At 60.2% G+C, this 22109-nt stretch carries 21 protein-coding genes; 16 read left to right on the top strand and 5 right to left on the bottom strand.

Going from position 1 to position 22109, the window contains the following annotated elements; translation table 11 throughout:
* Positions 1–4: 4 nt before the first annotated feature.
* Positions 5–1372, top strand: coding sequence for an LLM class flavin-dependent oxidoreductase (locus J2Z75_RS06155; protein ID WP_209849301.1), 1368 nt, complete (start codon positions 5–7; stop codon positions 1370–1372).
* Positions 1373–1376: 4 nt separating this feature from the next.
* Here the strand turns inward: J2Z75_RS06155 and J2Z75_RS06150 are convergent, their stop codons facing one another.
* From J2Z75_RS06150 to J2Z75_RS06140, 3 genes are all read right to left on the bottom strand, one after another.
* Entirely contained in the window at positions 1377–2030 is a 654-nt protein-coding gene (locus tag J2Z75_RS06150) for a methionine ABC transporter permease (protein ID WP_209849298.1), read from the bottom strand.
* The gene (locus J2Z75_RS06145; protein ID WP_209849295.1) at positions 2011–3087 is read right to left on the bottom strand and encodes a methionine ABC transporter ATP-binding protein; all 1077 of its coding nucleotides are present in this window, start codon (positions 3085–3087) and stop codon (positions 2011–2013) included. The genes J2Z75_RS06150 and J2Z75_RS06145 overlap by 20 nt, the downstream gene beginning before the upstream one ends.
* A gap of 126 nt (positions 3088–3213) precedes the next feature.
* Positions 3214–4047, bottom strand: coding sequence for a MetQ/NlpA family lipoprotein (locus tag J2Z75_RS06140; protein ID WP_209849292.1), 834 nt, complete (start codon positions 4045–4047; stop codon positions 3214–3216).
* Between the two features lie 271 nt (positions 4048–4318).
* Between J2Z75_RS06140 and J2Z75_RS06135 the strand changes: the two genes are divergently transcribed.
* The 9 genes from J2Z75_RS06135 to J2Z75_RS06095 all read left to right on the top strand — a co-directional run bounded on the left by J2Z75_RS06135 (position 4319) and on the right by J2Z75_RS06095 (position 14409).
* Positions 4319–4747 carry an OsmC family protein gene (locus J2Z75_RS06135; protein ID WP_209849290.1) on the top strand — a complete coding sequence of 143 codons (429 nt, stop codon included), beginning with the start codon at positions 4319–4321 and terminating at the stop codon, positions 4745–4747.
* A 128-nt stretch (positions 4748–4875) separates the two neighbouring features.
* Positions 4876–6183 carry a UDP-glucose dehydrogenase family protein gene (locus J2Z75_RS06130; protein ID WP_209849287.1) on the top strand — a complete coding sequence of 436 codons (1308 nt, stop codon included), beginning with the start codon at positions 4876–4878 and terminating at the stop codon, positions 6181–6183.
* Positions 6184–6233: 50 nt separating this feature from the next.
* On the top strand, positions 6234–7235 hold the full coding sequence (locus J2Z75_RS06125) for an NAD-dependent epimerase (protein ID WP_209849284.1): 1002 nt from the start codon (positions 6234–6236) through the stop codon (positions 7233–7235).
* Positions 7236–7519: 284 nt separating this feature from the next.
* Entirely contained in the window at positions 7520–7936 is a 417-nt protein-coding gene (locus J2Z75_RS06120) for a hypothetical protein (RefSeq protein WP_209849281.1), read from the top strand.
* A gap of 363 nt (positions 7937–8299) precedes the next feature.
* Positions 8300–8965: a hypothetical protein gene (locus J2Z75_RS06115; protein ID WP_209849279.1), complete on the top strand. Its 666-nt coding sequence runs from the start codon at positions 8300–8302 to the stop codon at positions 8963–8965.
* Positions 8966–9083: 118 nt separating this feature from the next.
* Positions 9084–10493: an O-antigen ligase family protein gene (locus J2Z75_RS06110; RefSeq protein ID WP_209849275.1), complete on the top strand. Its 1410-nt coding sequence runs from the start codon at positions 9084–9086 to the stop codon at positions 10491–10493.
* Entirely contained in the window at positions 10490–11266 is a 777-nt protein-coding gene (locus tag J2Z75_RS06105; protein ID WP_209849272.1) for a metallophosphoesterase family protein, read from the top strand. Before J2Z75_RS06110 ends, J2Z75_RS06105 begins: the two co-directional genes overlap by 4 nt.
* Before the next feature lie 138 nt (positions 11267–11404).
* The gene (locus J2Z75_RS06100; RefSeq protein WP_209849269.1) at positions 11405–13555 is read left to right on the top strand and encodes a GumC family protein; all 2151 of its coding nucleotides are present in this window, start codon (positions 11405–11407) and stop codon (positions 13553–13555) included.
* Positions 13556–13848: 293 nt separating this feature from the next.
* Complete coding sequence (locus tag J2Z75_RS06095) at positions 13849–14409, top strand: transglutaminase-like cysteine peptidase (protein WP_209849266.1); 561 nt, start codon at positions 13849–13851, stop codon at positions 14407–14409.
* Between the two features lie 97 nt (positions 14410–14506).
* Here J2Z75_RS06095 and J2Z75_RS06090 read toward each other — a convergent pair whose 3' ends face one another.
* Positions 14507–15661, bottom strand: coding sequence for a fumarylacetoacetate hydrolase family protein (locus J2Z75_RS06090; RefSeq protein ID WP_209849263.1), 1155 nt, complete (start codon positions 15659–15661; stop codon positions 14507–14509).
* Between the two features lie 254 nt (positions 15662–15915).
* On the opposite strand from J2Z75_RS06090, the gene J2Z75_RS06085 reads away from it, so the two are divergent.
* The 3 genes from J2Z75_RS06085 (at position 15916) to J2Z75_RS06075 (ending at position 18717) form a co-directional block, all read left to right on the top strand.
* The gene (locus tag J2Z75_RS06085) at positions 15916–17100 is read left to right on the top strand and encodes a TMEM43 family protein (protein WP_209849260.1); all 1185 of its coding nucleotides are present in this window, start codon (positions 15916–15918) and stop codon (positions 17098–17100) included.
* A 129-nt stretch (positions 17101–17229) separates the two neighbouring features.
* Positions 17230–18018: a YdcF family protein gene (locus tag J2Z75_RS06080; protein ID WP_209849257.1), complete on the top strand. Its 789-nt coding sequence runs from the start codon at positions 17230–17232 to the stop codon at positions 18016–18018.
* Positions 18019–18081: 63 nt separating this feature from the next.
* Positions 18082–18717: a trimeric intracellular cation channel family protein gene (locus J2Z75_RS06075; protein ID WP_209849254.1), complete on the top strand. Its 636-nt coding sequence runs from the start codon at positions 18082–18084 to the stop codon at positions 18715–18717.
* Between the two features lie 33 nt (positions 18718–18750).
* Here the strand turns inward: J2Z75_RS06075 and irrA are convergent, their stop codons facing one another.
* The gene (gene irrA, locus J2Z75_RS06070) at positions 18751–19170 is read right to left on the bottom strand and encodes an iron response transcriptional regulator IrrA (RefSeq protein WP_060501226.1); all 420 of its coding nucleotides are present in this window, start codon (positions 19168–19170) and stop codon (positions 18751–18753) included.
* A gap of 320 nt (positions 19171–19490) precedes the next feature.
* On the opposite strand from irrA, the gene fabA reads away from it, so the two are divergent.
* Genes fabA through fabI form a run of 3 tightly spaced genes read left to right on the top strand, consistent with a single transcriptional unit; the run spans position 19491 to position 22092 of the window.
* Positions 19491–20006 carry a 3-hydroxyacyl-[acyl-carrier-protein] dehydratase FabA gene (gene fabA, locus J2Z75_RS06065; protein WP_209849251.1) on the top strand — a complete coding sequence of 172 codons (516 nt, stop codon included), beginning with the start codon at positions 19491–19493 and terminating at the stop codon, positions 20004–20006.
* 48 nt (positions 20007–20054) lie between these two features.
* The gene (gene fabB, locus J2Z75_RS06060) at positions 20055–21281 is read left to right on the top strand and encodes a beta-ketoacyl-ACP synthase I (protein ID WP_209849248.1); all 1227 of its coding nucleotides are present in this window, start codon (positions 20055–20057) and stop codon (positions 21279–21281) included.
* A gap of 4 nt (positions 21282–21285) precedes the next feature.
* Positions 21286–22092, top strand: a complete 807-nt coding sequence (fabI, locus tag J2Z75_RS06055) for an enoyl-ACP reductase FabI (protein ID WP_209849245.1) — start codon at positions 21286–21288, stop codon at positions 22090–22092.
* The last annotated feature ends 17 nt before the right edge of the window (positions 22093–22109 follow it).

The following is a 22109-nucleotide window of genomic DNA, read 5'->3' as shown; positions in this document are numbered from 1 at the left end:
CAGGATGAAGACAATGCAGATCTACGCCTTCGACATGAACTGCGTCGGGCATATCAATCACGGGCTGTGGACACATCCGCGCGACCAGTCGGTGCGCTACACCGACCTCGATTACTGGACGGATCTGGCTATCACCGCCGAGCGCGGCAAGCTCGACGGGCTATTCCTGGCGGATATCGTCGGGGTCTACGATGTCTACAGGGAAAGCCCGGCACCAGTGATCGAGACGGGCGCGCAGATCCCCGTCAACGATCCGCTCATCCCGATTTCCGCCATGGCGCATGTCACCAGACATCTCGGCTTCGGCGTCACGGTCAACACGACCTATGAACAGCCGTTCCTGCTGGCGCGGCGGATGTCGACGCTGGATCACCTGACCAAGGGGCGGATCGGCTGGAACATCGTCACCGGCTATCTCGACAGCGCGGCGCGCAGCATGGGGCTGGAACGCCAGCCGGAGCACGACGCCCGCTACGATGCGGCGGAGGACTATCTCGAGGTCCTCTACAAGCTCTGGGAAGGCAGCTGGGACGACGACGCGGTATTGCGCGACAAGGCTGGACGCGTGTTTGCCGATCCCTCCAGGGTGCGTGCCGTGAAGCATGACGGTCCCTACTACAGAATGGAGGGCATTCACCTGAGCGAGCCCTCGCCGCAGCGCACGCCGCTGCTGTTTCAGGCCGGCGCGTCGGCGCGCGGTCAGGATTTCTCCGGGAAGCATGCCGAGTGCGTTTTCATCGCCAGTACCACACCGCAGGCGGCAAGACCGATCGTCGACGGCCTGCGCCGGAAAGCTGTGGAGTTCGGCCGGGGTGGCGATGCCTTGCGCATCCTCAACCTTTTGACGGTCGTTGTCGGGCGGACGGAAAAGGAGGCACAGGACAAGCTGGAGGATTATCGCCGCCATGCCAGCATCGAGGCTTCGCTGGCGCATTATTCCAGCTCGATCGGCATCGATCTTTCGAAATTCGGGCTGGACGAGCCGATCGGGCAGCTGACCACCAATGCCAACCAGTCGGCTTTAGCAGTTATCACCAGACAGGCGGCGAAACCCGTGACGGTGCGGGATATCACCGAACAGATGGTACTCGGCAGCCGGATGAAGCCGGTGGTCGGCTCGCCCGAGCAGATTGCCGATCATCTGCAGATGTGGATTGATGAGGCCGGAATCGATGGCTTCAATCTGGCGCGCACCGTGGCGCCCGAAAGTCTGAGGGATTTCGTCGATCTGGTGGTGCCGGTGCTGCAAGAGCGCGGACTGTTCAAGGCCGATTACGCAGAGGGGCCGCTGCGGCAAAAGCTGTTCGGCGGCGAGACCGGGAGGCTACCCGCCTCGCATCCCGCCGCCGCGTTCAGATTTCACAAGACTTAGCCGGCTATCGACGATCCAGTTTGGCGACGAGCCGGTCGCCGAACCACTGGATGCCGCAGACGAGGATGATCAGGACGATCACCACGGCGATCATCACCGTCGTCTCGAAACGCTGGTAGCCGTAGCGGATGGCGAGGTCGCCGAGGCCGCCGGCCCCGATGGCGCCGGCCATGGCGGACGCGCCGATCAGGGTCACCAGCGTCACCGTGAAACCGGCGACAATGCCCGGCAGCGCTTCCGGCACCAGCACCTCGCGGATGATCGTCCAGCGATTGCCGCCCATGGCGCGCACGGCGTCGATCAGGCCGCGATCGACCTCGCGCAGCGAGACTTCGGCAATGCGCGCATAGTAGGGCGTGGCGGCAATCGCCAGCGGCACGATCGCCGCCCAGGTGCCGAGCGCCGTGCCGACGATCAGTCGTGTCAGCGGGATCAGCGCCACCAGCAGGATGATGAAGGGCACCGAGCGGAAGCCGTTGACGAGGGCGCCGAGCAGGCTGTTGAGCCAGGGCTTTTCGGCAATGCCGCCACGGCCGGTGACAACCAGCGCCAGGCCCAGCGGCAGGCCGGCGACCAGCGAGATGATGCCGGAAGCGGCGGTCATCAGGATCGTTTCCCACAGGGACCGAAACAGCAGTTCAAGCATGATCGGCGTCATAACCAAGCACCTCCACCCGCGCGCCGCGGGCTTTCAGAAATTGCTGGACCTTTTCCGGCAGCGTGGAATCGCGCGTCGGAACGGCAATGAAGAACCGGGCCACCGGCTGGTCCTGGATATGATCGATACCGCCATGGACGAGGCGGAAGGAGTGCGGCAGCGCCTGCGAGAGATCGGCGAACAGCGCGCCTTGTGCTGCCGGGCCGGCCATATCGACGCTGAGGATCTGCTCAGGCCCGGATATCGGCGACAGGCGAGCGGAAATATATTCGGGCAGCTGCGGGCGGATACCCCCGAGCAGGCTTTGAGTGATCGCAGCCCGCGGATCGGCAAAAACGGACCAGACCGGCCCTTCCTCGACGATACGGCCGGCATCAATGACGGCGACGCGATCGGCGACGCTGCGCACCACTTCCATCTCATGGGTGATGAGCAGGATGGTGAGGCCGAGCTTGCGGTTGATGTCCTTCAGCAGCGCCAGGATCGACCGCGTCGTTTCCGGATCGAGCGCGGAGGTGGCTTCGTCCGACAAGAGCAGCGCGGGCCGGGCAGAAAGCGCGCGGGCGATGCCGACCCGCTGCTTCTGGCCGCCGGAGAGCGAGGACGGATAGGCCTTGGCCTTGTCGGATAGCCCGACGAGATCCAGCAGTTCCGCAGCGCGCTTCAAGCGTTCGGCCTTGCCGAGGCCTTCGATCTTCAATGGCAGGGCGACATTTTCCTCGACCGTCTTGGCCGACAGCAGGTTGAAATGCTGGAAGATCATGCCGATGCGGCGGCGGAGCGGCTGCAACTCCTTTTCCGTCAGGCCTGTGATGTTGCGGCCTTCGATATGTATCTCGCCGCTATCGGCCTGCTCCAGCCCGTTCAGGCAACGGATCAGCGTCGACTTGCCGGCGCCGCTACGACCGATGATGCCGAGGATCTCACCCTTGCGAACCGTCAGCGATACGCCATCGAGCGCCGGTGTGGCTCCGAAGCGGCGCTTTACATTCGCAAGGCTGACGACCTCTTCGAGGCCCTCCCCCGCGATCGTCGACGCGGAAACAAAAGAATTCATGCCATGTCCTTCGTCTGGTTTTCGGCGTTTGGTTTTCGGCGCCCTTGCCAACGCCCAAGGCGGCCCTGGCAAACGAATGCCAGAGCCACCCGGTTTGTTGCCCTCACATGTGAGCGCGGATGTCGATCAATAGGCGCTGATGCCGGTGCCCTTGTAGACCTTGTCGAATTCCGCCTTCACGGCATCGTTCTGGTAGGAGGAAACCAACGTCTTGACCCAGGCCTCGTTCTCATGGCCTGCCTTCACCGCGATGAAGTTGCGGTAGGGATTGTCATCGACCGGCTCCTGGGCAATGCGGTCTGCCGGCGAAAGGCCGCTCTTCAGCGCCCAGTCCGTATTGACGACGGCGGCATCGAGGTCTTCGATCGCGCGGCCGACAACGCCGGCGTCGAGCTCCTTGATTTCGACCTTCTTCGGATTTTCAACGATATCGGCGATCGTCGCCAGGATGCCGGCGCCGTCCTTGAGCTTGATGATGCCTTCGTTCTGCAGAACGCGCAGCGCCCGGCCCTCGTTCGACGGATCGTTCGGCACGCCGATCACAGCGCCTTCCGGCAACTCGGCTGTTGTCTTGAACTTCTTGGTGTAGAGGCCGATCGGCCAGACGCCGGTGTAGCCAACCTTGACGATATGGTAGCCGTGCTGCTTGATCTGGTTGTCGAGATAGGGCTGATGCTGGAAGGCGTTGGCATCGACTTCACCGCGTTCCAGCGCCTCGTTCGGCTGGGTATAGTCGTTGAAAACGACCGTTTCGATCGCCAGCCCCTGCTTGGCGGCTTCCGCGGTGACGACGCGCCAGACATCCTCGTCTTCGCCGCTGATGATGCCAACCTTGATCGACTTGTCTTCGGCGAAGCTTGCGGATGGCGCGGCAAAGCCGGCGATGGCAGCTGCGGAAACGGCAAGAGCGGTCAGGGCCGCGCGGCGCGAAAGGCTGTGAAGAAAAGTCTTTTTTGTCATTGTCTGTCCCGTCCTGTTCTATGAGGCGAAGCCCCGGAGTGGGAGAGTTATCGCAAAAACAAGCGTGAGCAGCGAAGCACGAACGCCTCTTGTCGGATGGTGTGCCGGAATACTCTTGCAAGGGTCCGGCGATTTCGATCATAATTTTCTATAAAAACTATAGACTAATTATCCGTATCGATTTTCGATCTTGCCGGAGGCCCCGACATTGCTTCCACGCGAAGAAAATTCCATGTCAGGTTGATGAACTGACGTGTCGCGAGAGGATGAAATGGCAGAATTGAAGACGAAATCGAGACCAACCGGCGCAACCGCGGTTCTTGCCCGAACCGGATTCCCGCATGTCACGTCGGCGACCAAGGGTGAAATTCATATCGTTACCGGCCCGTCGCAGCCGGGTTTCAACCCGATCGACCTTTTATATGCATCGCTTTCGGCCTGCCTGACGATGAGCGCCCGTATCGCCGCGAGCCAGATGGGCGTGCTTGACAGAGTGAGCGAGATCATTGCCGAGGTCACCGGCGAAAAGGCCGCCGAAGGTCTTTCCCGGGTCCAGACATTCACGATCGCCTTCACGATCAGGGGCGATATCGACGACGATACACGCCGCGCCATCGCCCGCGCCGCGGAGGAGGAAATCTGCACCGTCAGCAACACCATCCGCGGCAATCCCGACTTCTCGACGACGGTTTCCGGATAGGCCGGCCGCTGCCTGTTTAACATGCGGCATTGGCAAGGCGCGCGTGTTTGACTATGGATGCCGCCACGCGCGCACCAAAGAACGGCATGAAACCGGGATGCGCGCGCGATGTCATTCTGGAGTGTGTCATGAAAATCACGATGATCGGTGCCGGGTATGTCGGGCTTGTTTCGGGCGTTTGTTTTGCCGATTTCGGCCATGAAGTCGCCTGTATCGACAAGGACGCAGGCAAGATCGAGGCATTGCTTGCCGGGCGTATCCCGATTTTCGAGCCCGGCCTCGAACAACTGGTGGCCGATAACGTCAAGGACGGACGGCTGAGCTTCACCACGGATCTTGCAACCAGCGTCTCGCAGAGCGACGTGATCTTCATCGCCGTCGGTACACCTTCGCGGCGCGGCGACGGCCATGCCGACCTTTCCTATGTCTACGATGCGGCCCGCGAGATTGCCGCCCACGTGACCGGCTTCACCGTCATCGTCACCAAGTCGACGGTTCCGGTCGGCACCGGCGACGAGGTCGAGCGGATCATGCGCGAAACCAATCCGGATGCCGATATCGCCGTCGTCTCCAATCCGGAATTCCTGCGCGAAGGTGCTGCCATCGACGATTTCAAGCGGCCCGACCGCATCGTCATCGGGCTCAACGACGAGCGCGCCCGCAGCGTGATGACGGAAGTCTACCGGCCGCTCTATCTCAACCAGTCGCCGCTTCTCTTCACCACACGGCGCACCTCCGAGCTGATCAAATATGCCGGAAACGCCTTCCTTGCCATGAAGATCACCTTCATCAACGAAATGGCGGACCTTTGCGAAAAGGTCGGCGCCAATGTGCAGGAAGTTGCCCGCGGCATCGGGCTTGACGGGCGCATCGGCGCAAAATTCCTGCATGCGGGGCCGGGCTATGGCGGTTCGTGCTTTCCGAAGGACACGCTGGCGCTGGTCAAGACGGCGCAGGACCACGACAGCCCTGTTCGCCTGATCGAGACCGTCGTCTCCGTCAACGACAACCGCAAGCGCGCCATGGGCCGCAAGGTCATCGCCGCTGCCGGCGGCGATGTGCGCGGCAAGAAGGTGGCCGTCCTCGGACTGACGTTCAAGCCCAACACCGACGACATGCGCGACAGCCCGGCCATCGCCGTCATCCAGGCGCTCACCGACGGCGGCGCCGTTGTGACGGGCTACGACCCGGAAGGCATGGAGAATGCGAAACGCGTGATCGACGGCATCACCTATGCCGACAGCCCCTACAAGGCGGCTGAGGGCGCCGATGTACTCGTCATCGTCACCGAATGGAACGAGTTCCGCGCGCTCAATCTCGATCGCCTGAAGACGCTCATGAACACGCCGATCCTGGTCGATCTCAGAAACATCTACCAGTCCGGCGAAGTGACGAAACACGGCTTCACCTACACCAGCGTCGGCCGGCCGGAATAAGCGGCGACAGCATCGCGGTCAAAGGCGGATAAGACAATCAAGGAGCCAGCATGCGCTATCTGATCACCGGAACGGCGGGTTTCATCGGGTTTCATCTCGCCAAGCGGCTGCTCGACGACGGCCATTTCGTCACTGGTTTCGATGGCATGACCCCCTATTACGACGTCCGGCTGAAGGAACAGCGCCATGCCATTCTTTCGCGCTCCAACGGCTTCCGGCCCGTGATCGGCATGCTGGAGGACAGAAGCGCGCTGGAAAGGGCCGCGGAGATCGGCGAACCCGACGTCATCGTCCATCTCGCCGCCCAGGCCGGCGTGCGCTACAGCCTGGAAAACCCCAAGGCTTATATCGATTCCAACCTGATCGGCTCCTGGAATATCCTGGAACTGGCCAAGGCCGTTCAGCCGAAACACCTGCTGCTTGCCTCGACGTCCTCGATCTACGGCGCCAACGAGAAGATACCCTTTGCCGAGACCGACCGGGCCGACGAGCCGATGACGCTTTATGCCGCCACCAAGAAATCGAGCGAACTGATGGCGCACAGCTATGCCCATCTCTACGGCATACCGACGACCGCGTTCCGTTTCTTCACCGTCTACGGTCCCTGGGGCCGTCCGGACATGGCGCTGTTCAAGTTCGTCGATTGCATCCTCAACGACCGGCCGATCGATATCTACGGCGAAGGCCGCATGAGCCGTGACTTCACCTATATCGACGACCTCGTTGAAGGTATCGTGCGGCTGATGAGCATCGTGCCGGCGCAGGACAATCGCGTCGAGGAGATCGATACGCTGTCGCGCCATGCGCCGTTCCGTATCGTCAATGTCGGCGGTGGCCAGCCGGTCGAGCTGATGCGCTTCGTCGAGACTGTCGAAGCTGCCGTTGGCCGGCCCGCGATCCGCACCATGCTGCCGATGCAGCAGGGCGACGTCCCGAGAACTTTTGCCGCTCCTGACCTTCTGAACGCGCTGACGGGCTTTAGGCCATCCATCTCGGTGGAAGACGGGGTGAGACGTTTCGTCGAGTGGTATCGCGCCGAAATTGCGGCTTGAGACGAACTGGCCCGCCCGTTTTTAAGCATATCCGGCAAGTGTATTTGACGCCGCGGAAAGCCTGTGGCTTAGATGCTTTCGATGCGACTCAATACTGCAGTGCATGCATTGTAGTTGCTGCATTGCACCGTTTGCCAGCTTTCGAAGCCAATTTACCAGTTGTATCCGGTCCTTATCCGGATTCCACCTTGACATTGGCCATAAGAAAACTCTAATGTGGTTAGCATATGTTTAATTTCGGATAGGCCTCCCAAGTCCGATCCATTTTTTCAAAGGGGTTCATAATGTTTAAGCGGTCTTTGTTGATTTCGACTGTGGCGCTTTGCGCTTCTCTCTCATTCGTACCGGCGCAGGCTGCGCCGTCTGCCGCAACAGTTTCCGGTCTCGCCAGCTGCTCGGGCGCTTGCGTCGAGCAGGCTCAGAGCATTGCCGCCGAAATCAGTGCCATGCCGGCCGGTCCTGCCAAGGACAAGCTGTTGCTGGCACTGGTCAAGTCGATCGGTGCGCTTGCAATCGCCAACCCGGCAATTTCGGTCGCGCTCAGCAGCGTTGCCGCCGAAGCCAAGGCTGGCCTCAGCCCTGCTGCCGCTGCTGCCGTACCGTTCGTTGATCAGGTTGTTGCTGCTCTCGCAGCAGGAACCCCGGGTGAAGCAACCGCTGCGCTTGGCGACGAGAACTTCGGCGACGACGTCGCCAGCTAATCTGGTGTCAGTTCTTGAAAAAGCGCCCTTTGGGGGCGCTTTTTTTATGCCGTTTGCTCGGCGGCTCGCGCAGATAGCCGAGTACCGTTATTGTCACCCGACAGAATTGTGATTGCCTTAACTTACGCTTGATACCGTAGAACCATCGAAATATAAGACACTAATATAGCCCCTGATATAAAATCGAAACCATGTTTCTCGTTCGACCGACAGTCTTGATGCGGCAAGCGTTAATCTGTGATCCTGAACTTGAAGGATCGGATGCCGACTGTTTTCTGACAATTCAGCACGGTTTTTCGGCTGCAAAACATAAATCTGAACGGTATGAATGACATTCTTAGGTCCCGCCAGAGACGGCGCTACATGGTGAAGCAGAGAAAATGGATCGCCATGGTCTGTTGCTTGCTGATTTCGGTGGCAAGCGGCTATGGATTGTGGCGCGAATTGGCTCCTTTTCTGGCCGAGCCTGTCGAGCAGGCGCTGATCGCAGAGGAATTTGCCGGCGAAGATTTTGACTTCGGCCTGTCTTCCTACTCGAAGACACTGGCGATGAAAGACTGCTTCCGGATCACAACGGCCTACAGCAACCTCGACATGGTCGAAGAAACCGCTCGCAATGTGGTCTCGAAATGTGCCGGCCGGGCCGCCGACATCGTTGCCACGACGCCGACGGACTCTTTCGCCTGGCTCGTGCGCGCCGCCGCATCCGTTCGCCTGCTTGCCAGGGACGATTTCAACTTCGCCCTGCAACAATCTCAGTTGACGGGACCCAACGAGCAATGGATCGCCCGGTTTCGCGTCAATCTGGCGGAAAGCTATTTTCCGCAGCTGAACGCGCAGTCCTTGAAATCGGAAGAGGCCGATCTGCGCCTGCTTGCAAGCAGCGAGAAGGGAGTTCTGCTGATTGCGCAACGCTATATTTCCAACCCCGATTTCCGGGCGCGGATCACCGCGATCGTGGAGCAGATGCCACAGGACCGGCAGATCGTCTTTCTGAAAAGCGTCAAGAGATCGATGGGCAAAGGATGATTCCGCTTCTTGTTCGCTACCCAATATCGCGACCGAACATCGGGACTGCCCGAGGGATTGAAGCCAGAAAACTGCACGGAAACCTTCGCTCCGATGCGCCAGCCGCAGGCCTGAGACAATGAAGAAAACGACGCGCTACCACTCGGAACGCTTCCGGTTGAACAACCAGATGATGTGGCCGATCATCCTTGTCGTGTTTCTTGCGCCTTTTGCCTTCGGAAGCACCAAGCCGTCCCTCTGGCTTTTGTGGTCGATGCTGATCTCGCTCTGCGGGGCCATTCTTTTCGGGCGCATGGCAGCGTCCAAGGCCAGATTCCGGATCGCACCGCGCAATCTGCCTGTGCTGTTCGGCCTCTTCGCCGCGCTCGGTGCCTACATGGTTGTCCAGGTGCTGCCGTTGGGCGCCTTGTCTCCGGGTGTTTCCAGCGTGGCGGATCCAACCGCCGTCATCGCCCTCAACACCATCAGCCTGACGCCGCACGACACCATCCTCGCGCTCGCACGCTGGGGGACCTATGGCCTGTTGTTTTTCCTGGTGCTGCAGATCACCAGCAATCCACAACGCGCCCGCGCGTTCATCAACCTCATCTACTGGGCCATCGTCATCCACGCCATCATCGCACTGCTGTTTCTGCTGCAGTTCGGCGACACCATCCTCGGCATTCCGAAATGGAAGTATTTCGGCTCGGCCATGGGCGGCTTCATCAATCGCAATTCCTTCGCCACCTTCCTCGCCTTCGGCAGCGTGCTGGGCATCAACCTGATGATTGATCGAATGACGGAGAAGCCATCGGGAAAGGCCGACACCTCTGTTCTGGGCATCTATCTCGGCAAGGGCGGCGTCGTCACCATCGGCCTCGGCTGGCTGATCCTCGTTATCGCGCTTGTCGCTACGAACTCACGCATGGGCCTGTTTGCCGCCTGCTGCGGCATGGTTGCGTCGATCATCCTGGCGCTTGCCAAAAGGACCGCCAATAGCAGCAAGGCCGGCATCTGGATTCTCCTGCTTGTCATCCCTGTCTTCGTTGGCTTGGGCATGTTCGGCTATGGCTCGATCTTTCTGGAGCGGCTGGGCACGGTCGGTGAAGCATCGGGCGTTAGAATGCAGCTCTACGAGCAGGTGGTCGGCATGATCGAAACCCGTCCCGTGCTCGGTTTCGGCGGGAACAGTTTCGAATATGCCTATCCGCTTTTCCATCAGGCGCCGGTCAGTTTCGATCTCGTCTGGGACAAGGCGCATTCCACCTATCTGGCGCTCTGGGCTGAGTACGGTATCCTCTTCGGCAGCCTGCCGTTGCTGATCGTCGGGATCATTTTCTGGCAACTCGCCGCGGCCTATATAAAGGCACCGGGCCAGGAAATGCTTTTGCGATGCGGGCTCGGTGTCGTGCTCGTTGGTGCCGTGCATTCGCTGGTCGATTTCAGCCTGGAGATCGAAGCCGTGACATTTGCTTTCGTCGCTATTGTCGCCACCGCCTGGGCACGGCAATTCGAACTCGGAAACGCCGGCGACAGGGATGGGGCATGATCCGCGGCATCCTCGATTTTCTGCGCAGCGGCATGGACACACCGGTGCCCGCGCAAAGACGGAAGATTTTCTTCGAAGGCGGCCCGGATCACATTTACGCTGTCGGCGATGTGCACGGCTGCGACGATCTTCTGAGCAGGCTGGAGGATTTGATATTCGAAGACAGCCGCAAGCGTGACGGGACGAAATGGCTGATCATGCTCGGCGACTACGTGGACCGCGGGCCAAAATCGGCATCCGTCCTCGATCGGCTGATAAGCAAGCCTCGCGCGGACATCACGCGCTTCTGCCTTGCCGGCAATCATGAGGACGTGATGCTGGATTTCCTGCGCAATCCGTCCTCGAACCATCGCTGGCTGGACTTCGGCGGACTGGAGACCCTCTATTCCTACGGCCTGCACAAACTGCCAACCAATCGCCAGGCACTGAAGAACCTGCTGCAGTCCCGCATACCGGACGAGCATGTCGACTTTCTCGAATCCTTGCCGTCCATGCTGAGCATACCCGGATTCTGCTTTGTCCACGCCGGCCTTAGGGATGGCGTGGCACTGACCGAGCAAGAGGATGCCGACCTTTTGTGGCTACGCCCCGTCGCGACCGCGAAAGCCGTAGCTACAAATGGCGTCATGGCCATCCACGGGCACACGCCAGTGGCCGATGTGGAGATCGGATCGGCGCGGATCAATGTCGACACTGGCGCCTATATGAGCGGAAGATTGTCCGCAGTGCGTCTTTCTCGCCGCAATGCGCCAGAGATCATCCAGTGCAGTTAATGATGTTTGAATTTCGCAATTGTCGGCCGTCATTAATCTGGTAGAACTTGAGACACAATGCTGCACAGCAGCATTTTTATAATAAAATTCAATTTTTACAATAACAGCGAAAGCTGTACAGATAATGGTTGCACGATAATGGATGCAGAAATTGACCTGAAGGGCATTCTTGGATTGATCCGCCGGCAACTTTGGCTAATATTGTCAACAATTGCCGCAATATTGATCCTGACGATTATATTTACCTATTCCCTGACGCCAAAATATACAGCGACGTCGCTTGTTCTCGTCGATACCAGTACGAAAAATCTTCTTGATTCCAACAATATTCTTTCCAATCCGAATGCTGACAACCCCCGCGTCGAAAGCGAAGTCGGCATTCTGAAATCGGATCGCATCCTGCTCAACGTCGTGCGCGAGAACAATCTCGTCGCCGACAGCGAATTCGGCATCAAGGTTTCCACGAAGGACAGGATACTCAGCTGGCTGCGCATCCCGCTGCCAGCGCCCCCTACCGGCGACGAGGCGCTTTCGCGCGTCCTCAACGCGCTCAAGTCCGCCGTAACCGTCAACCGCAGCGGCCTGACATATCTCATCACAATCGGTGTCGTTTCGACGGACCCGGCCAAGGCGGCAAAGCTCGCCAACTCGATGAGCGAAACCTATATCAAGGAGCAGCTGAACGCGAAGGTCACCTCGACGCTGACCAACCGCGACACGCTTCAAAAGAGCGCCGAAGCTGCCAATGCCGCGCTCATCGAGAATGAGAGGAATTTCGATTCCTACATTACCGACAATATCGACAAGCTGGAGAAACAGCCGAATTCGCTGGGTCTGGCGACACTCAAAGCCGAGCTCGAGAAGGTCAACAACGACCGCACCGCCGAAATGAACCGCATCGATTCGCTACAGAAATCCCTGCAATCGCAGGATTTCTCCACCTTGGTGAAACAGCTCGGTTCCGACGCTCTCAACGAATTGCAGGGCCAGCGCGAAAAACTCGCTACCCGTATCGCATCGACTACGGACAACAGCGCCGAAGCAATCAGCCTGCGGGCGGAACTTGCCAAGGTTGACAATTCCCTGGCAAGCGCGGCCTCGCAGGAAGTCAACAACCTGCAACAGACGGTGACGGGATACCAGCAACGGGCCAACGACGTTCGCCAGAAAATCCGCGCGGCGGTGCTGCAAAGCAATCTGCCGCCGGAAGTGCTGACCGAAATCTACAGCCTTCAGCAATCCTCGGAGATTTCCCGCAACCAGTATCAGAAACTGAAGACCCGCCTGCTGGAACTCGATACGCAATCCGCGCTGCAGCTGCCCGACAGCCGGGTTGTTTCGGCTGCACTGGTTCCAACCACGGCATCCTTCCCCAACAGCAAGGTGATCCTGGCGCTCTCGTTCATCGTGGCCGTCGGTCTCGGCGTCGGCCTTGCGGTGCTGCGCGAATATTTCATCGGCGGCTTCGTCAGCGAAAACCAGATCGAAGCCGTGCTGAAAGTACCGCTGTCGGCGATTGCACCGCGACAGGCGACCGGCGACGAGCACCACAAGCTAGCGAACCCGACGTCCAGTCTCGCCGATCTCATGGTGACCGCGCCGCTCTCCCTTTTCAGCGAAAGCGTCCGGCGGCTTCGGCTGACGCTGGATCAGCAGGAACGGAAACACCCGGCGCCCAATCGGCAGGATAGCGAAGAAGGCGCGATCATCATGGTTTCGTCCGCCCTGCCGGCGGAAGGCAAATCGACCATGGCGCTGTCTCTCGCCCGGGCCTATGCGCTGACGGGAAAGCGGACCCTTTTGATCGATTGCGACCTGCGCAAGCCGAGCGTCAACAAGCACCTCAATCTTGAACCGAACCACGACTTCATCGACTATCTGCGCCAGGATCGCAGTTCGGCGACGCTGACGTCGCTGATCATGCGCGATCCCCTGTCCAACCTGACGGTGCTGCTCGGTGGCCGGCGCAGCGACATCGCCACCGACGAACTGGTGATGAGCGACAAGATGGGCCGGATTCTGGCCAGTGCCCGCAAGCATTTCGACTATGTCATTCTCGATACGCCGCCGGTCGAGCCGGTCGTCGACGGTCTCTATCTTGCCCGCCATGCCGACATGATCGTCTTCGTCATCAAATGGGCGAGTACGCCGCAATCGAGCGCCAAGCGGGCTGTCGCCGCGCTCAAGGAGAACAAGAATCCGAATGCCGGCATCGTCACCCTGCTCAACCAGCAGGACCGAGCCAAGATGTCGGGCAATTACAGCTATTCCGGCTACTACACCGAATAGTTCTCGTGACGCTCAAGACTTGGGAGGGGCCGTCAGCGGCCCCTTTTTCGTGCCCGAAAACTGGCAAGTCATACGCCACAGGCGCTTCCACTTAAAAAAATCGAAGTCGGTAAAATTGTAGCTTTCCGCTTAAGCGCGCCGAAAAACGTCCCTGTGTATCGTGATGATACAGGTGGACGAAACGGATGTGTTCCGCTTCGCAGCATGATGCGCCCTCCGCCTGATCCGAAATGAATTCGGTCCCATAACAAAAGCCTTGGACAGAAGGCTACGAACGACAGGGACACGGGATCATGTTCAAGAAAGCAATCATCGCGCTGGCGACCATAGCCGCCCTTGGCGCCACCAGCATTTCATCCGCTTACGCCATCAACCTCGGTTCGGCGCGCGGTGCCTACAAGGTACAGCGCCAGACGTCGGTGGCACCGATCGCATTTTCGCTCTACTGCCTCGATCATATCGAGGAATGCACCAAGAGCTCGAGGTCGCAGGTCGCCTATACCTCGAAGATCCGCGGTCTTCTCGCCTCGGTCAACCGCTCGGTCAACCGCAGCATCCGCCCGCTGAACGAGCGCCGCGACGTCTGGTCGCTCAACCCGGCCTATGGCGACTGCGACGACTATGTCATGACCAAGCGCAGCCGCCTCATCCGTGCCGGCGTTCCATCCAGCGCCCTGCGCGTTGCCGTGGTGCGCACGCCGCGCGGCGAAGGCCATGCAATCCTGCTGGTCAAGACGTCGGCCGGCGAATACGCCCTCGACAACCTGCGCAAGACGATCGTCAAGCGCAACCAGACCGGCTATCGTTTTCTCAACGTCGCTTCGGCCGATCCGACCCGCTGGTCGGCGCACTAAAAGCAGCGCGGCAGCTCCATCTGCCGGGGTAGGCATAACCAACGGGGAAAGCGCAGGTTTTCCCCGTTGGCATGTTCGCGCTCAAAGAAAATACCCGTCAGATCAATCCGCGGGCGGCAAGGTTGCGCATCAGCGCCGAGGGGCCGAACGTCCAGGGCGGGCATTCTGTCGAGAGACGCACGGTGTTGGTGAGCGATCCCAGTTGCGCATTCGAAATGGTCACGACATCGCCGATCTTGTGGGTAAAACCCTGACCCGGCGCATCGCGGTCTTCGACAGGGGCAAACAATGTACCCATGAACAGCATGAAACCGTCGGGATACTGATGGTGGCGGCCGATCGTCTGGGAGACCAGATCGAGCGGATCGCGGCTGATTTCCCGCATCGTGCTGGCGCCCTTCAAAACGAACCCGTCCGGACCGGCGATGGTCAGCGACAGGTCCGCGCTGCGCACGTCATCGATCGAATACGTGTCGTCGAACAGCCGGATAAACGGGCCGATGGAGGACGATGCGTTGTTGTCCTTGGCCTTGCCCAGGAGCAGCGCCGAGCGGCCCTCGACATCGCGCAGGTTGACGTCGTTGCCGAGCGTAGCGCCCTTGACGCGGCCCTGGCTGTCAACGGCCAGCACGATCTCCGGTTCGGGGTTGTTCCATCTGGAGATCGGATGCAGGCCGACCGACGCGCCCCAGCCAACCGAGGCCAGAACCTGTGCCTTGGAAAACACCTCCGCATCCGGGCCGATGCCGACTTCCAGATATTGCGACCAGACGCCCTCTTCGATCAGCGCCGCCTTGACCCTGGCCGCCTCCGGCGAACCCGCCTTCAGGTCGCGCAGGCTGTCGCCGATGATGGCGGTGACGCGCTCGCGCATCTTTTCGGCCAGAGCCGGATTGCCCGCTGCCTTTTCCTCGATGACCCGCTCGATCATTGACCGGGCAAAGGTGACGCCGCAGGCCTTGACCGCCTGCAGGTCGCAAGGGGCGAGCAGATGGGGGATCGAGAGATCGCCGGCAGCCTCCATCGACCCTGCCATCACGGCTTCCAGCGTGGAGAGACGCTCGCCTTCCTGCCGCGCCAGAAACCCGACGGGATCGTCAAGCTCCAGCAGATCGCGCATTGTCGGCACCTCTTTCGAGGTGATGTCGAACAGCACGCCGCCGCGCAGCACCACCAGCGCCGGACCCGCGGCATCGGGCCGCCAGATGCGTCCAACGAACGTGCCCGTTTCAAAAGCCTCAGTGATCGCCATGCCGCCCCTCCCCAACCAAATGCCGCCGTCGCAAGATAGTCACCACAGGATCGCGAGCAAGGTGCAAAACGGAAAAACAATGCTGCTTGCCAGGAATGAATGCCGCGAAATCCTGCGGAATCACCCAAAGAGTGTTCACCGCGACAGGTGATGAGTATATTTAATTTTACTCATTTTCTGATAGCACCTGTGTCAGTGAATAAGCGTGCCGAACCGGCCGTTAAACGGATGGCACCAGATGGGGGATGAGAGACATGAGTTTTACGGAAACAACAACGACCTCGTGGTTTTCACGGCTGAAAAGCGGTCTTGCCGGCCTGGTCATCGGCCCGCTTCTTGTCATCGGAATGATCTGGCTCCTGTCCTGGAACGAAGGCCGCTCCGTGCAGACCTATCGCGCGCTGGCCGAAGGCGCCGGCATCGTCGTTTCGATCGACAACGGCACCGTCGATCCGGCCAATGAAGGCAAGCTCGTCCATGTTTCAGGCCCGGTAAAGCCGGATGGCACGCCCGAGGATCCGACGCTGGGCGTTTCGGCGGAAGGGGCTGCCGGCCTCAACCGCAAGGTCGAGATGTACCAGTGGATCGAGGACAGCAGCAGCGAGACAAAGAAGACGCTCGGCGGCGGCGAGGAAACGGTGACCACCTATTCCTACAAGAAGGAATGGCGGCCGCGGCGCGTCGATTCATCCGATTTCAAGCAGAGCGACCAACATCAGAACCCCGACATGCCGATCGAGGGCGACCGCTTCACGGTGGCGACAGCGACACTTGGCGCGTTCACGGTCGATGGCAAGGCCGTCGCCAATCTCGGGACGGACAGCCCGGTCAAACTCTCTCCCGATGTCGTGGGACAGGTGACATCGGCGATCGGCTCCGACAAGCCGGTAAAAGCGGACGGAACGACAATCTATGTCTCGCAGAACCGGCAAAGCCCGGCGGTCGGCGACCTTCGCATCAGCTTCAGCCGCGAGGACATTGCCGAGGCCAGCTTCGTCGGTGCACAGAAGGGCACGAACGTCACGGGATACAAGGCGTCCAACGGGCGTGAACTGTTCCTGAGCGCTGCCGGCAATGTCGATGCACCACAGATGTTCGAGGCGGCCCAGAGCGAGAATGCTTTGATCACCTGGCTCATTCGCGCCGGTGGCCTGTTCGGCATGTTCATCGGCTTCGCCATGATGCTATCCATCCTCAGCATCATTGCCGACGTCATTCCCTTCATCGGCTCGATCGTCGGCTTCGGCACGTCGGTTATCGCCGCTATCCTCACGCTGATCCTCGGGCCACTGGTCATCGCCATTGCCTGGATCGCCTACCGCCCGGTCCTTGCGATCGCCGTCATCGCCGTCGGCGCGCTGCTTGCAGGCGGGCTGATCTACCTGAGGCGCAACAAGGCACAGGCGGTTCAGGCGCCGCCGGTTCTCGGCCGGGCCTGAAGAACGCCGGAAATCCGGCACACAAGCCATGGCGGGCCAGCCGCCATGGCGCATTGGCCAACGCCGCTTATGACTGCTACGTTCGCCTTCCCAGTCATGCATCATTTGGAAGAGACGGTAGCAGGCCTCATGTTTCTCGCGTCAAAATTGCTCTGGTTGCTTGCCCAGCCGCTGTCCCTGATCTTCGTCCTTCTGATCCTGAGCTTCATCTTCGGCGGTGCCGGCTTTCAGCGGCTGTACGGGTTTTTGTCCGGGCTTGCGGCGACCCTGTTCTTCTTCACCCTGTTTACCAGCACCGGCGCCGTCATGCTTCAGGGGTTGGAAAACCGCATTGCCCGGCCGGCAAGCCTGCCCGCAGACCTCTCCTGCATCATCATTCTCGGCGGCTCCTTCGAGAACGAAGTGATCGCGGCAAGGGGCGGCATCGAATTCAACCAGGCGGCGGACAGGTTCATCGAGGGCTTGAAACTGGCTCAATCCCATCCCGCGGCGCGTATTCTCGTGTCCGGCGGCGATGGCTCCTTCAGCGGGACGTATGAAGGCGACGCGCAGGCCGCCGAAACCTTCTTTCCGACCTTCGGCATCGCGCCTGAACGCCTGATCCGGGAAGACCAGTCGCGCACCACCTTCGAAAACGCCGCCAACACCAAGCAGTTGCTCGAAGCGAAAGGGCTATCAGACTGCGTCCTCATCACCTCGGCCTTCCACATGCCGCGATCAGTCGGGCTGTTCCGCAAGCTCGGGATAACCGTGATACCCTGGCCGGTGGACTATCGCACCAGCGGTGAGCTTACCCTCGCTCCCGATTTCAGCCAGCCATCGCTGAACGCGCAACTGACGACGACCGCGATTCGCGAGTGGACGGGCCTGATCGCCTACTACATCAGCGGCCGGACGCATGTGCTTTTCCCGCAATAGTGCATGTCGTTGACGTGAAGGCACGGTTGTGGTCCTTCTCGATTGTCTGGCGGGGGGAGAAAAATGCCGATCCTGGAAATTCTCGATTATGCCGGGGTGGCGGTTTTCGCGGCGACGGGCGCGCTGTCGGCGTCGCGCAAGCAGCTCGATATCATCGGCTACATCTTCCTCGCCTCCGTCACCGGCATCGGCGGCGGCACGTTGAGGGATATCATTCTCGGAGCGACCCCTGTCTTCTGGGTCACCAATCCGGCCTACCTGATCGTCTGCGGCTGCGCCGGTCTTCTCGTCTTCTTTTCAGCCCATATGATGGAATCGCGATACAAATTCCTGGTCTGGCTCGATGCCATCGGGCTTTCAGCCTACTGTGTGATGGGGGCTGCGAAGGGGCTGGCCGCGACCGGCTCGCCTATCGTCGCCGTGGTCACCGGCATGTTGACGGCCACATTCGGCGGGATACTGCGAGACCTGCTTGCCGGCGAGCCATCGGTGCTGCTGCGGCCTGAAATCTACGTGACGGCGGCTCTTGCCGGCTCGGGCGTCTTCACCGCTGCCACCTTTTTCGGCGCATCGCTGCTCGTCGCCTCGAGCCTCGGCGTGGTGACAGCCTTTGCAGTGCGTGGTGGAGCGTTGAAATACGGATGGACACTGCCGACCGGCGATCCCCGGCCGGGCCGTCATCCCGACGACGTTATGTAATACGTCGTCGTCGACGTGATGTAGAAAAAGGGATTAGCCGCGCTTGCGGCGCAGGCGGATCACCACGTCGACATGGGCGATTTCCATGCCTTCCGGCGGCTCGGGCAGGTTGCCGATCGAGATATTGTTGACCGGAATGTCGAGCACCTCGTTATGGCCCTCGACGAAGAAATGGTGATGATCGGAAACGTTGGTGTCGAAATAGGTCTTGGCGCTTTCCACGGCCAAAACGCGGATCATGCCGGCTTCTGTGAACTGGTGCAGCGTGTTGTAGACCGTCGCCAGCGAAACCGGAACACCGGCCGTGACGGCTTCCTCGTGCAGCTCTTCCACCGTCAGGTGCCGATCGCCCTTGGCGAAGATCAGGTCGGCAAGCGCCATGCGCTGGCGCGTCGGCCGGAGGCCTGAGCGGCGCAGGCGTTCTTCCGAACAGATCTCGATGGCAGTCGTCATACGGACGGATCCAGACTTTCAAGCTATTGCAGAACACACTTCCAGTGCCGATATAACTTTTGCTGCGATTGCTTTCAATAGTGAGCAGCACGCCTCAAGGCCTCAAGACGTTAAAAACCGCCTGATTCTTGGGGCAAAAGCCAATTATCTCTGGCTGTTGCGACGCCCATCATGTATGCGACGGCGGAAATAAACCTTGTGCTTGGTTGGCTGGGAACACGCGGACAGACTTGAACCCGTCATGCCGACGCTTCAAATCGCGCCTATCTTGCTCTAAACCAAGTCAACGAAAAACGGATGTAGCGGGGAAACGACAGTTCATGACGACCAGACAATCCAGCTTCAACTATGAAGAGATCCTGACCTGCGGTCGTGGCGAACTGTTTGGCCAGGGCAATGCCCAGCTTCCCCTGCCGCCGATGCTGATGGTTCATCGCATCACCGATATCTCCGAGACCGGAGGCGCATTCGACAAGGGTTACATCCGCGCCGAATATGACGTGCGTCCCGACGACTGGTATTTTCCCTGCCATTTCCAGGGCAATCCGATCATGCCGGGCTGCCTGGGCCTTGACGGCATGTGGCAGCTGACGGGGTTCTTCCTCGGCTGGCTTGGCGAACCCGGTCGCGGCATGGCGCTTTCCACCGGTGAAGTGAAATTCAAGGGCATGATCCGCCCCGAGACCAAGCTTCTCGAATATGGCATCGATTTCAAGCGCGTCATGCGTGGCCGCCTTGTGCTTGGCACGGCCGACGGCTGGCTCAAGGCCGATGGCGAGACCATATATCAGGCAACCGACCTTCGCGTCGGTTTGTCGAAGGAAAAAGCTGCCTGAACCGCGGCCCAAGCAGCACTCAGAGACAAATAAGAAGAGGTCATCGACATGAGACGGGTTGTTGTCACGGGTCTGGGCATTGTTTCCTCCATCGGGAACGATGCTGAACAAGTCACCGCCTCCCTGCGTGAAGCGAAGTCGGGTATCTCGTTTTCGAACGATTTCGCCGAACATGGCTTCCGCTGCCAGGTCTGGGGCGCCCCAAACATCGACGTGACCGATCTCGTCGATCGCCGTGCGGCGCGTTTCCTGTCGCAGGGCGGCATGTGGAATCATGTCGCCATGAAGCAGGCGATCGCCGATAGCGGCCTCGAGGACAGCGAAGTCGGCGGCAACGAGCGCACCGGCATCATCATGGGCTCCGGCGGCCCATCGACGCGTACGCTGATCGAAGCGGCCGAGATCACCATCAAGAACAATTCGCCCAAGCGCATCGGCCCGTTTGCCGTGCCGAAGGCGATGTCTTCGACGGCCTCGGCGACGCTTGCCACCTGGTTCAAGATCCACGGCGTCAACTACTCGATCTCGTCGGCCTGCTCGACCTCGGCGCATTGCATCGGCAATGCCATGGAAATGATCCAGTGGGGCAAGCAGGACGTGATGTTCGCCGGCGGCCATGAAGATCTCGACTGGACCATGTCGAACCTGTTCGACGCCATGGGCGCGATGTCCTCGAAATACAACGAGACGTCCCCCACCACCGCATCGCGCGCCTACGACATCAGCCGCGACGGCTTCGTCATCGCCGGCGGCGCGGGTGTCCTGGTTCTGGAAGAGCTGGAACATGCCAAGGCCCGTGGCGCCAAGATCTATGCCGAAATCACCGGCTACGGCGCCACCTCGGACGGCTACGACATGGTCGCGCCATCAGGCGAAGGCGCTGCCCGCTGCATGCGTCAGGCACTGGCGACGGTAAAGGGCGAGGTCGATTACATCAACACGCACGGAACTTCGACGCCCGTGGGCGACCAGAAGGAGATCGGCGCGATCCGCGAAGTGTTCGGCAGCAAGATCCCGCATATCCAGTCGACCAAGTCGCTGACCGGTCACTCGCTGGGTGCTGCCGGTGCGCAGGAATCGATCTATGGCCTTCTGATGATGCAGGCCGGCTTCATCGGCGAAAGCGCCCACATCACCGAGCTCGACCCGGAATTCGAAGGCGTGCCGATCGTGCGCAAGCGCATCGACAATGCCAAGATCGACACGGTTCTGTCCAACTCGTTCGGCTTCGGCGGCACAAACGCGACGCTCGTTTTCCAGCGTTACAACGGGTGACATCATGAACGGTCTGATGAACGGAAAACGCGGCCTCATCATGGGCGTCGCCAACAGCCACTCGATCGCCTGGGGCATTGCCCAGGCAGTCGCAGCGGAAGGCGCGGAACTGGCCTTCACCTATCAGGGCGAGGCGCTCGGCAAGCGCGTCAAGCCGCTGGCTGCCGAACTGAAGTCCGATCTGGTCATCCCGTGCGACGTCGAAGATATCGCCTCGGTGGATAGCGCCATTGCGACCATCAAGGAAAAATGGGGCAAGCTCGACTTCATCGTTCACGCCATCGGATTTTCCGACAAGAACGAGCTGAAGGGCCTCTACGCCGACACCTCGCGCGACAATTTCAGCCGCACCATGGTCATCTCCTGCTTCTCGTTCACCGAGATCGCCAAGCGCGCGGCCGAACTGATGACGGAAGGCGGCACGATGCTGACGCTGACCTATGGCGGCTCCGTGCGCGTCATGCCGAATTACAACGTCATGGGCGTCGCCAAGGCGGCGCTTGAGGCGTCCGTGCGCTATCTTGCCGCCGATTACGGTTCGCGCGGCATCCGCGTCAACGCCATTTCGGCCGGCCCGATCCGCACGCTGGCCGGTGCCGGCATTTCCGATGCGCGCGCCATGCTCTCCTGGCAGCAGAAGAACTCGCCGATGCGCCGCACGGTGACGATCGAGGATGTCGGCAGCTCCGCGCTCTATCTGCTCTCAGGCCTATCGCGCGGCGTCACCGGCGAAATCCACTATGTCGACTCCGGCTACAACATCACCTCGATGCCGGCCCTCGATACATTGCGCACGGCGGACACGGAGTAAAATCCGGGCCGCCGCCC

The organism is Rhizobium herbae (assembly GCF_017873135.1).
Taxonomy (GTDB): Bacteria; Pseudomonadota; Alphaproteobacteria; order Rhizobiales; family Rhizobiaceae; genus Pararhizobium; species Pararhizobium herbae.
Note: the sequence above shows the minus strand (reverse complement) of the source record. Positions and strands in the feature narration are given on the sequence as shown.

Bases quoted from the DNA above. Each gene is read 5' to 3' on its own strand.
- J2Z75_RS06135 (WP_209849290.1), top strand. From the start codon at position 4,319: ATGGCAGAATTGAAGACGAAATCGAGACCAACCGGCGCAACCGCGGTT.
- J2Z75_RS06130 (WP_209849287.1), top strand. From the start codon at position 4,876: ATGAAAATCACGATGATCGGTGCCGGGTATGTCGGGCTTGTTTCGGGC.
- fabA (WP_209849251.1), top strand. From the start codon at position 19,491: ATGACGACCAGACAATCCAGCTTCAACTATGAAGAGATCCTGACCTGC.
- J2Z75_RS06095 (WP_209849266.1), top strand. From the start codon at position 13,849: ATGTTCAAGAAAGCAATCATCGCGCTGGCGACCATAGCCGCCCTTGGC.
- J2Z75_RS06090 (WP_209849263.1), bottom strand. From the start codon at position 15,661: ATGGCGATCACTGAGGCTTTTGAAACGGGCACGTTCGTTGGACGCATC.
- J2Z75_RS06115 (WP_209849279.1), top strand. From the start codon at position 8,300: ATGGTGAAGCAGAGAAAATGGATCGCCATGGTCTGTTGCTTGCTGATT.
- J2Z75_RS06085 (WP_209849260.1), top strand. From the start codon at position 15,916: ATGAGTTTTACGGAAACAACAACGACCTCGTGGTTTTCACGGCTGAAA.
- J2Z75_RS06105 (WP_209849272.1), top strand. From the start codon at position 10,490: ATGATCCGCGGCATCCTCGATTTTCTGCGCAGCGGCATGGACACACCG.
- J2Z75_RS06100 (WP_209849269.1), top strand. From the start codon at position 11,405: ATGGATGCAGAAATTGACCTGAAGGGCATTCTTGGATTGATCCGCCGG.
- J2Z75_RS06110 (WP_209849275.1), top strand. From the start codon at position 9,084: ATGAAGAAAACGACGCGCTACCACTCGGAACGCTTCCGGTTGAACAAC.
- J2Z75_RS06080 (WP_209849257.1), top strand. From the start codon at position 17,230: ATGTTTCTCGCGTCAAAATTGCTCTGGTTGCTTGCCCAGCCGCTGTCC.
- J2Z75_RS06125 (WP_209849284.1), top strand. From the start codon at position 6,234: ATGCGCTATCTGATCACCGGAACGGCGGGTTTCATCGGGTTTCATCTC.
- J2Z75_RS06150 (WP_209849298.1), bottom strand. From the start codon at position 2,030: ATGACGCCGATCATGCTTGAACTGCTGTTTCGGTCCCTGTGGGAAACG.
- J2Z75_RS06155 (WP_209849301.1), top strand. From the start codon at position 5: ATGAAGACAATGCAGATCTACGCCTTCGACATGAACTGCGTCGGGCAT.
- J2Z75_RS06140 (WP_209849292.1), bottom strand. From the start codon at position 4,047: ATGACAAAAAAGACTTTTCTTCACAGCCTTTCGCGCCGCGCGGCCCTG.
- J2Z75_RS06075 (WP_209849254.1), top strand. From the start codon at position 18,082: ATGCCGATCCTGGAAATTCTCGATTATGCCGGGGTGGCGGTTTTCGCG.
- irrA (WP_060501226.1), bottom strand. From the start codon at position 19,170: ATGACGACTGCCATCGAGATCTGTTCGGAAGAACGCCTGCGCCGCTCA.
- fabI (WP_209849245.1), top strand. From the start codon at position 21,286: ATGAACGGTCTGATGAACGGAAAACGCGGCCTCATCATGGGCGTCGCC.
- J2Z75_RS06120 (WP_209849281.1), top strand. From the start codon at position 7,520: ATGTTTAAGCGGTCTTTGTTGATTTCGACTGTGGCGCTTTGCGCTTCT.
- fabB (WP_209849248.1), top strand. From the start codon at position 20,055: ATGAGACGGGTTGTTGTCACGGGTCTGGGCATTGTTTCCTCCATCGGG.
- J2Z75_RS06145 (WP_209849295.1), bottom strand. From the start codon at position 3,087: ATGAATTCTTTTGTTTCCGCGTCGACGATCGCGGGGGAGGGCCTCGAA.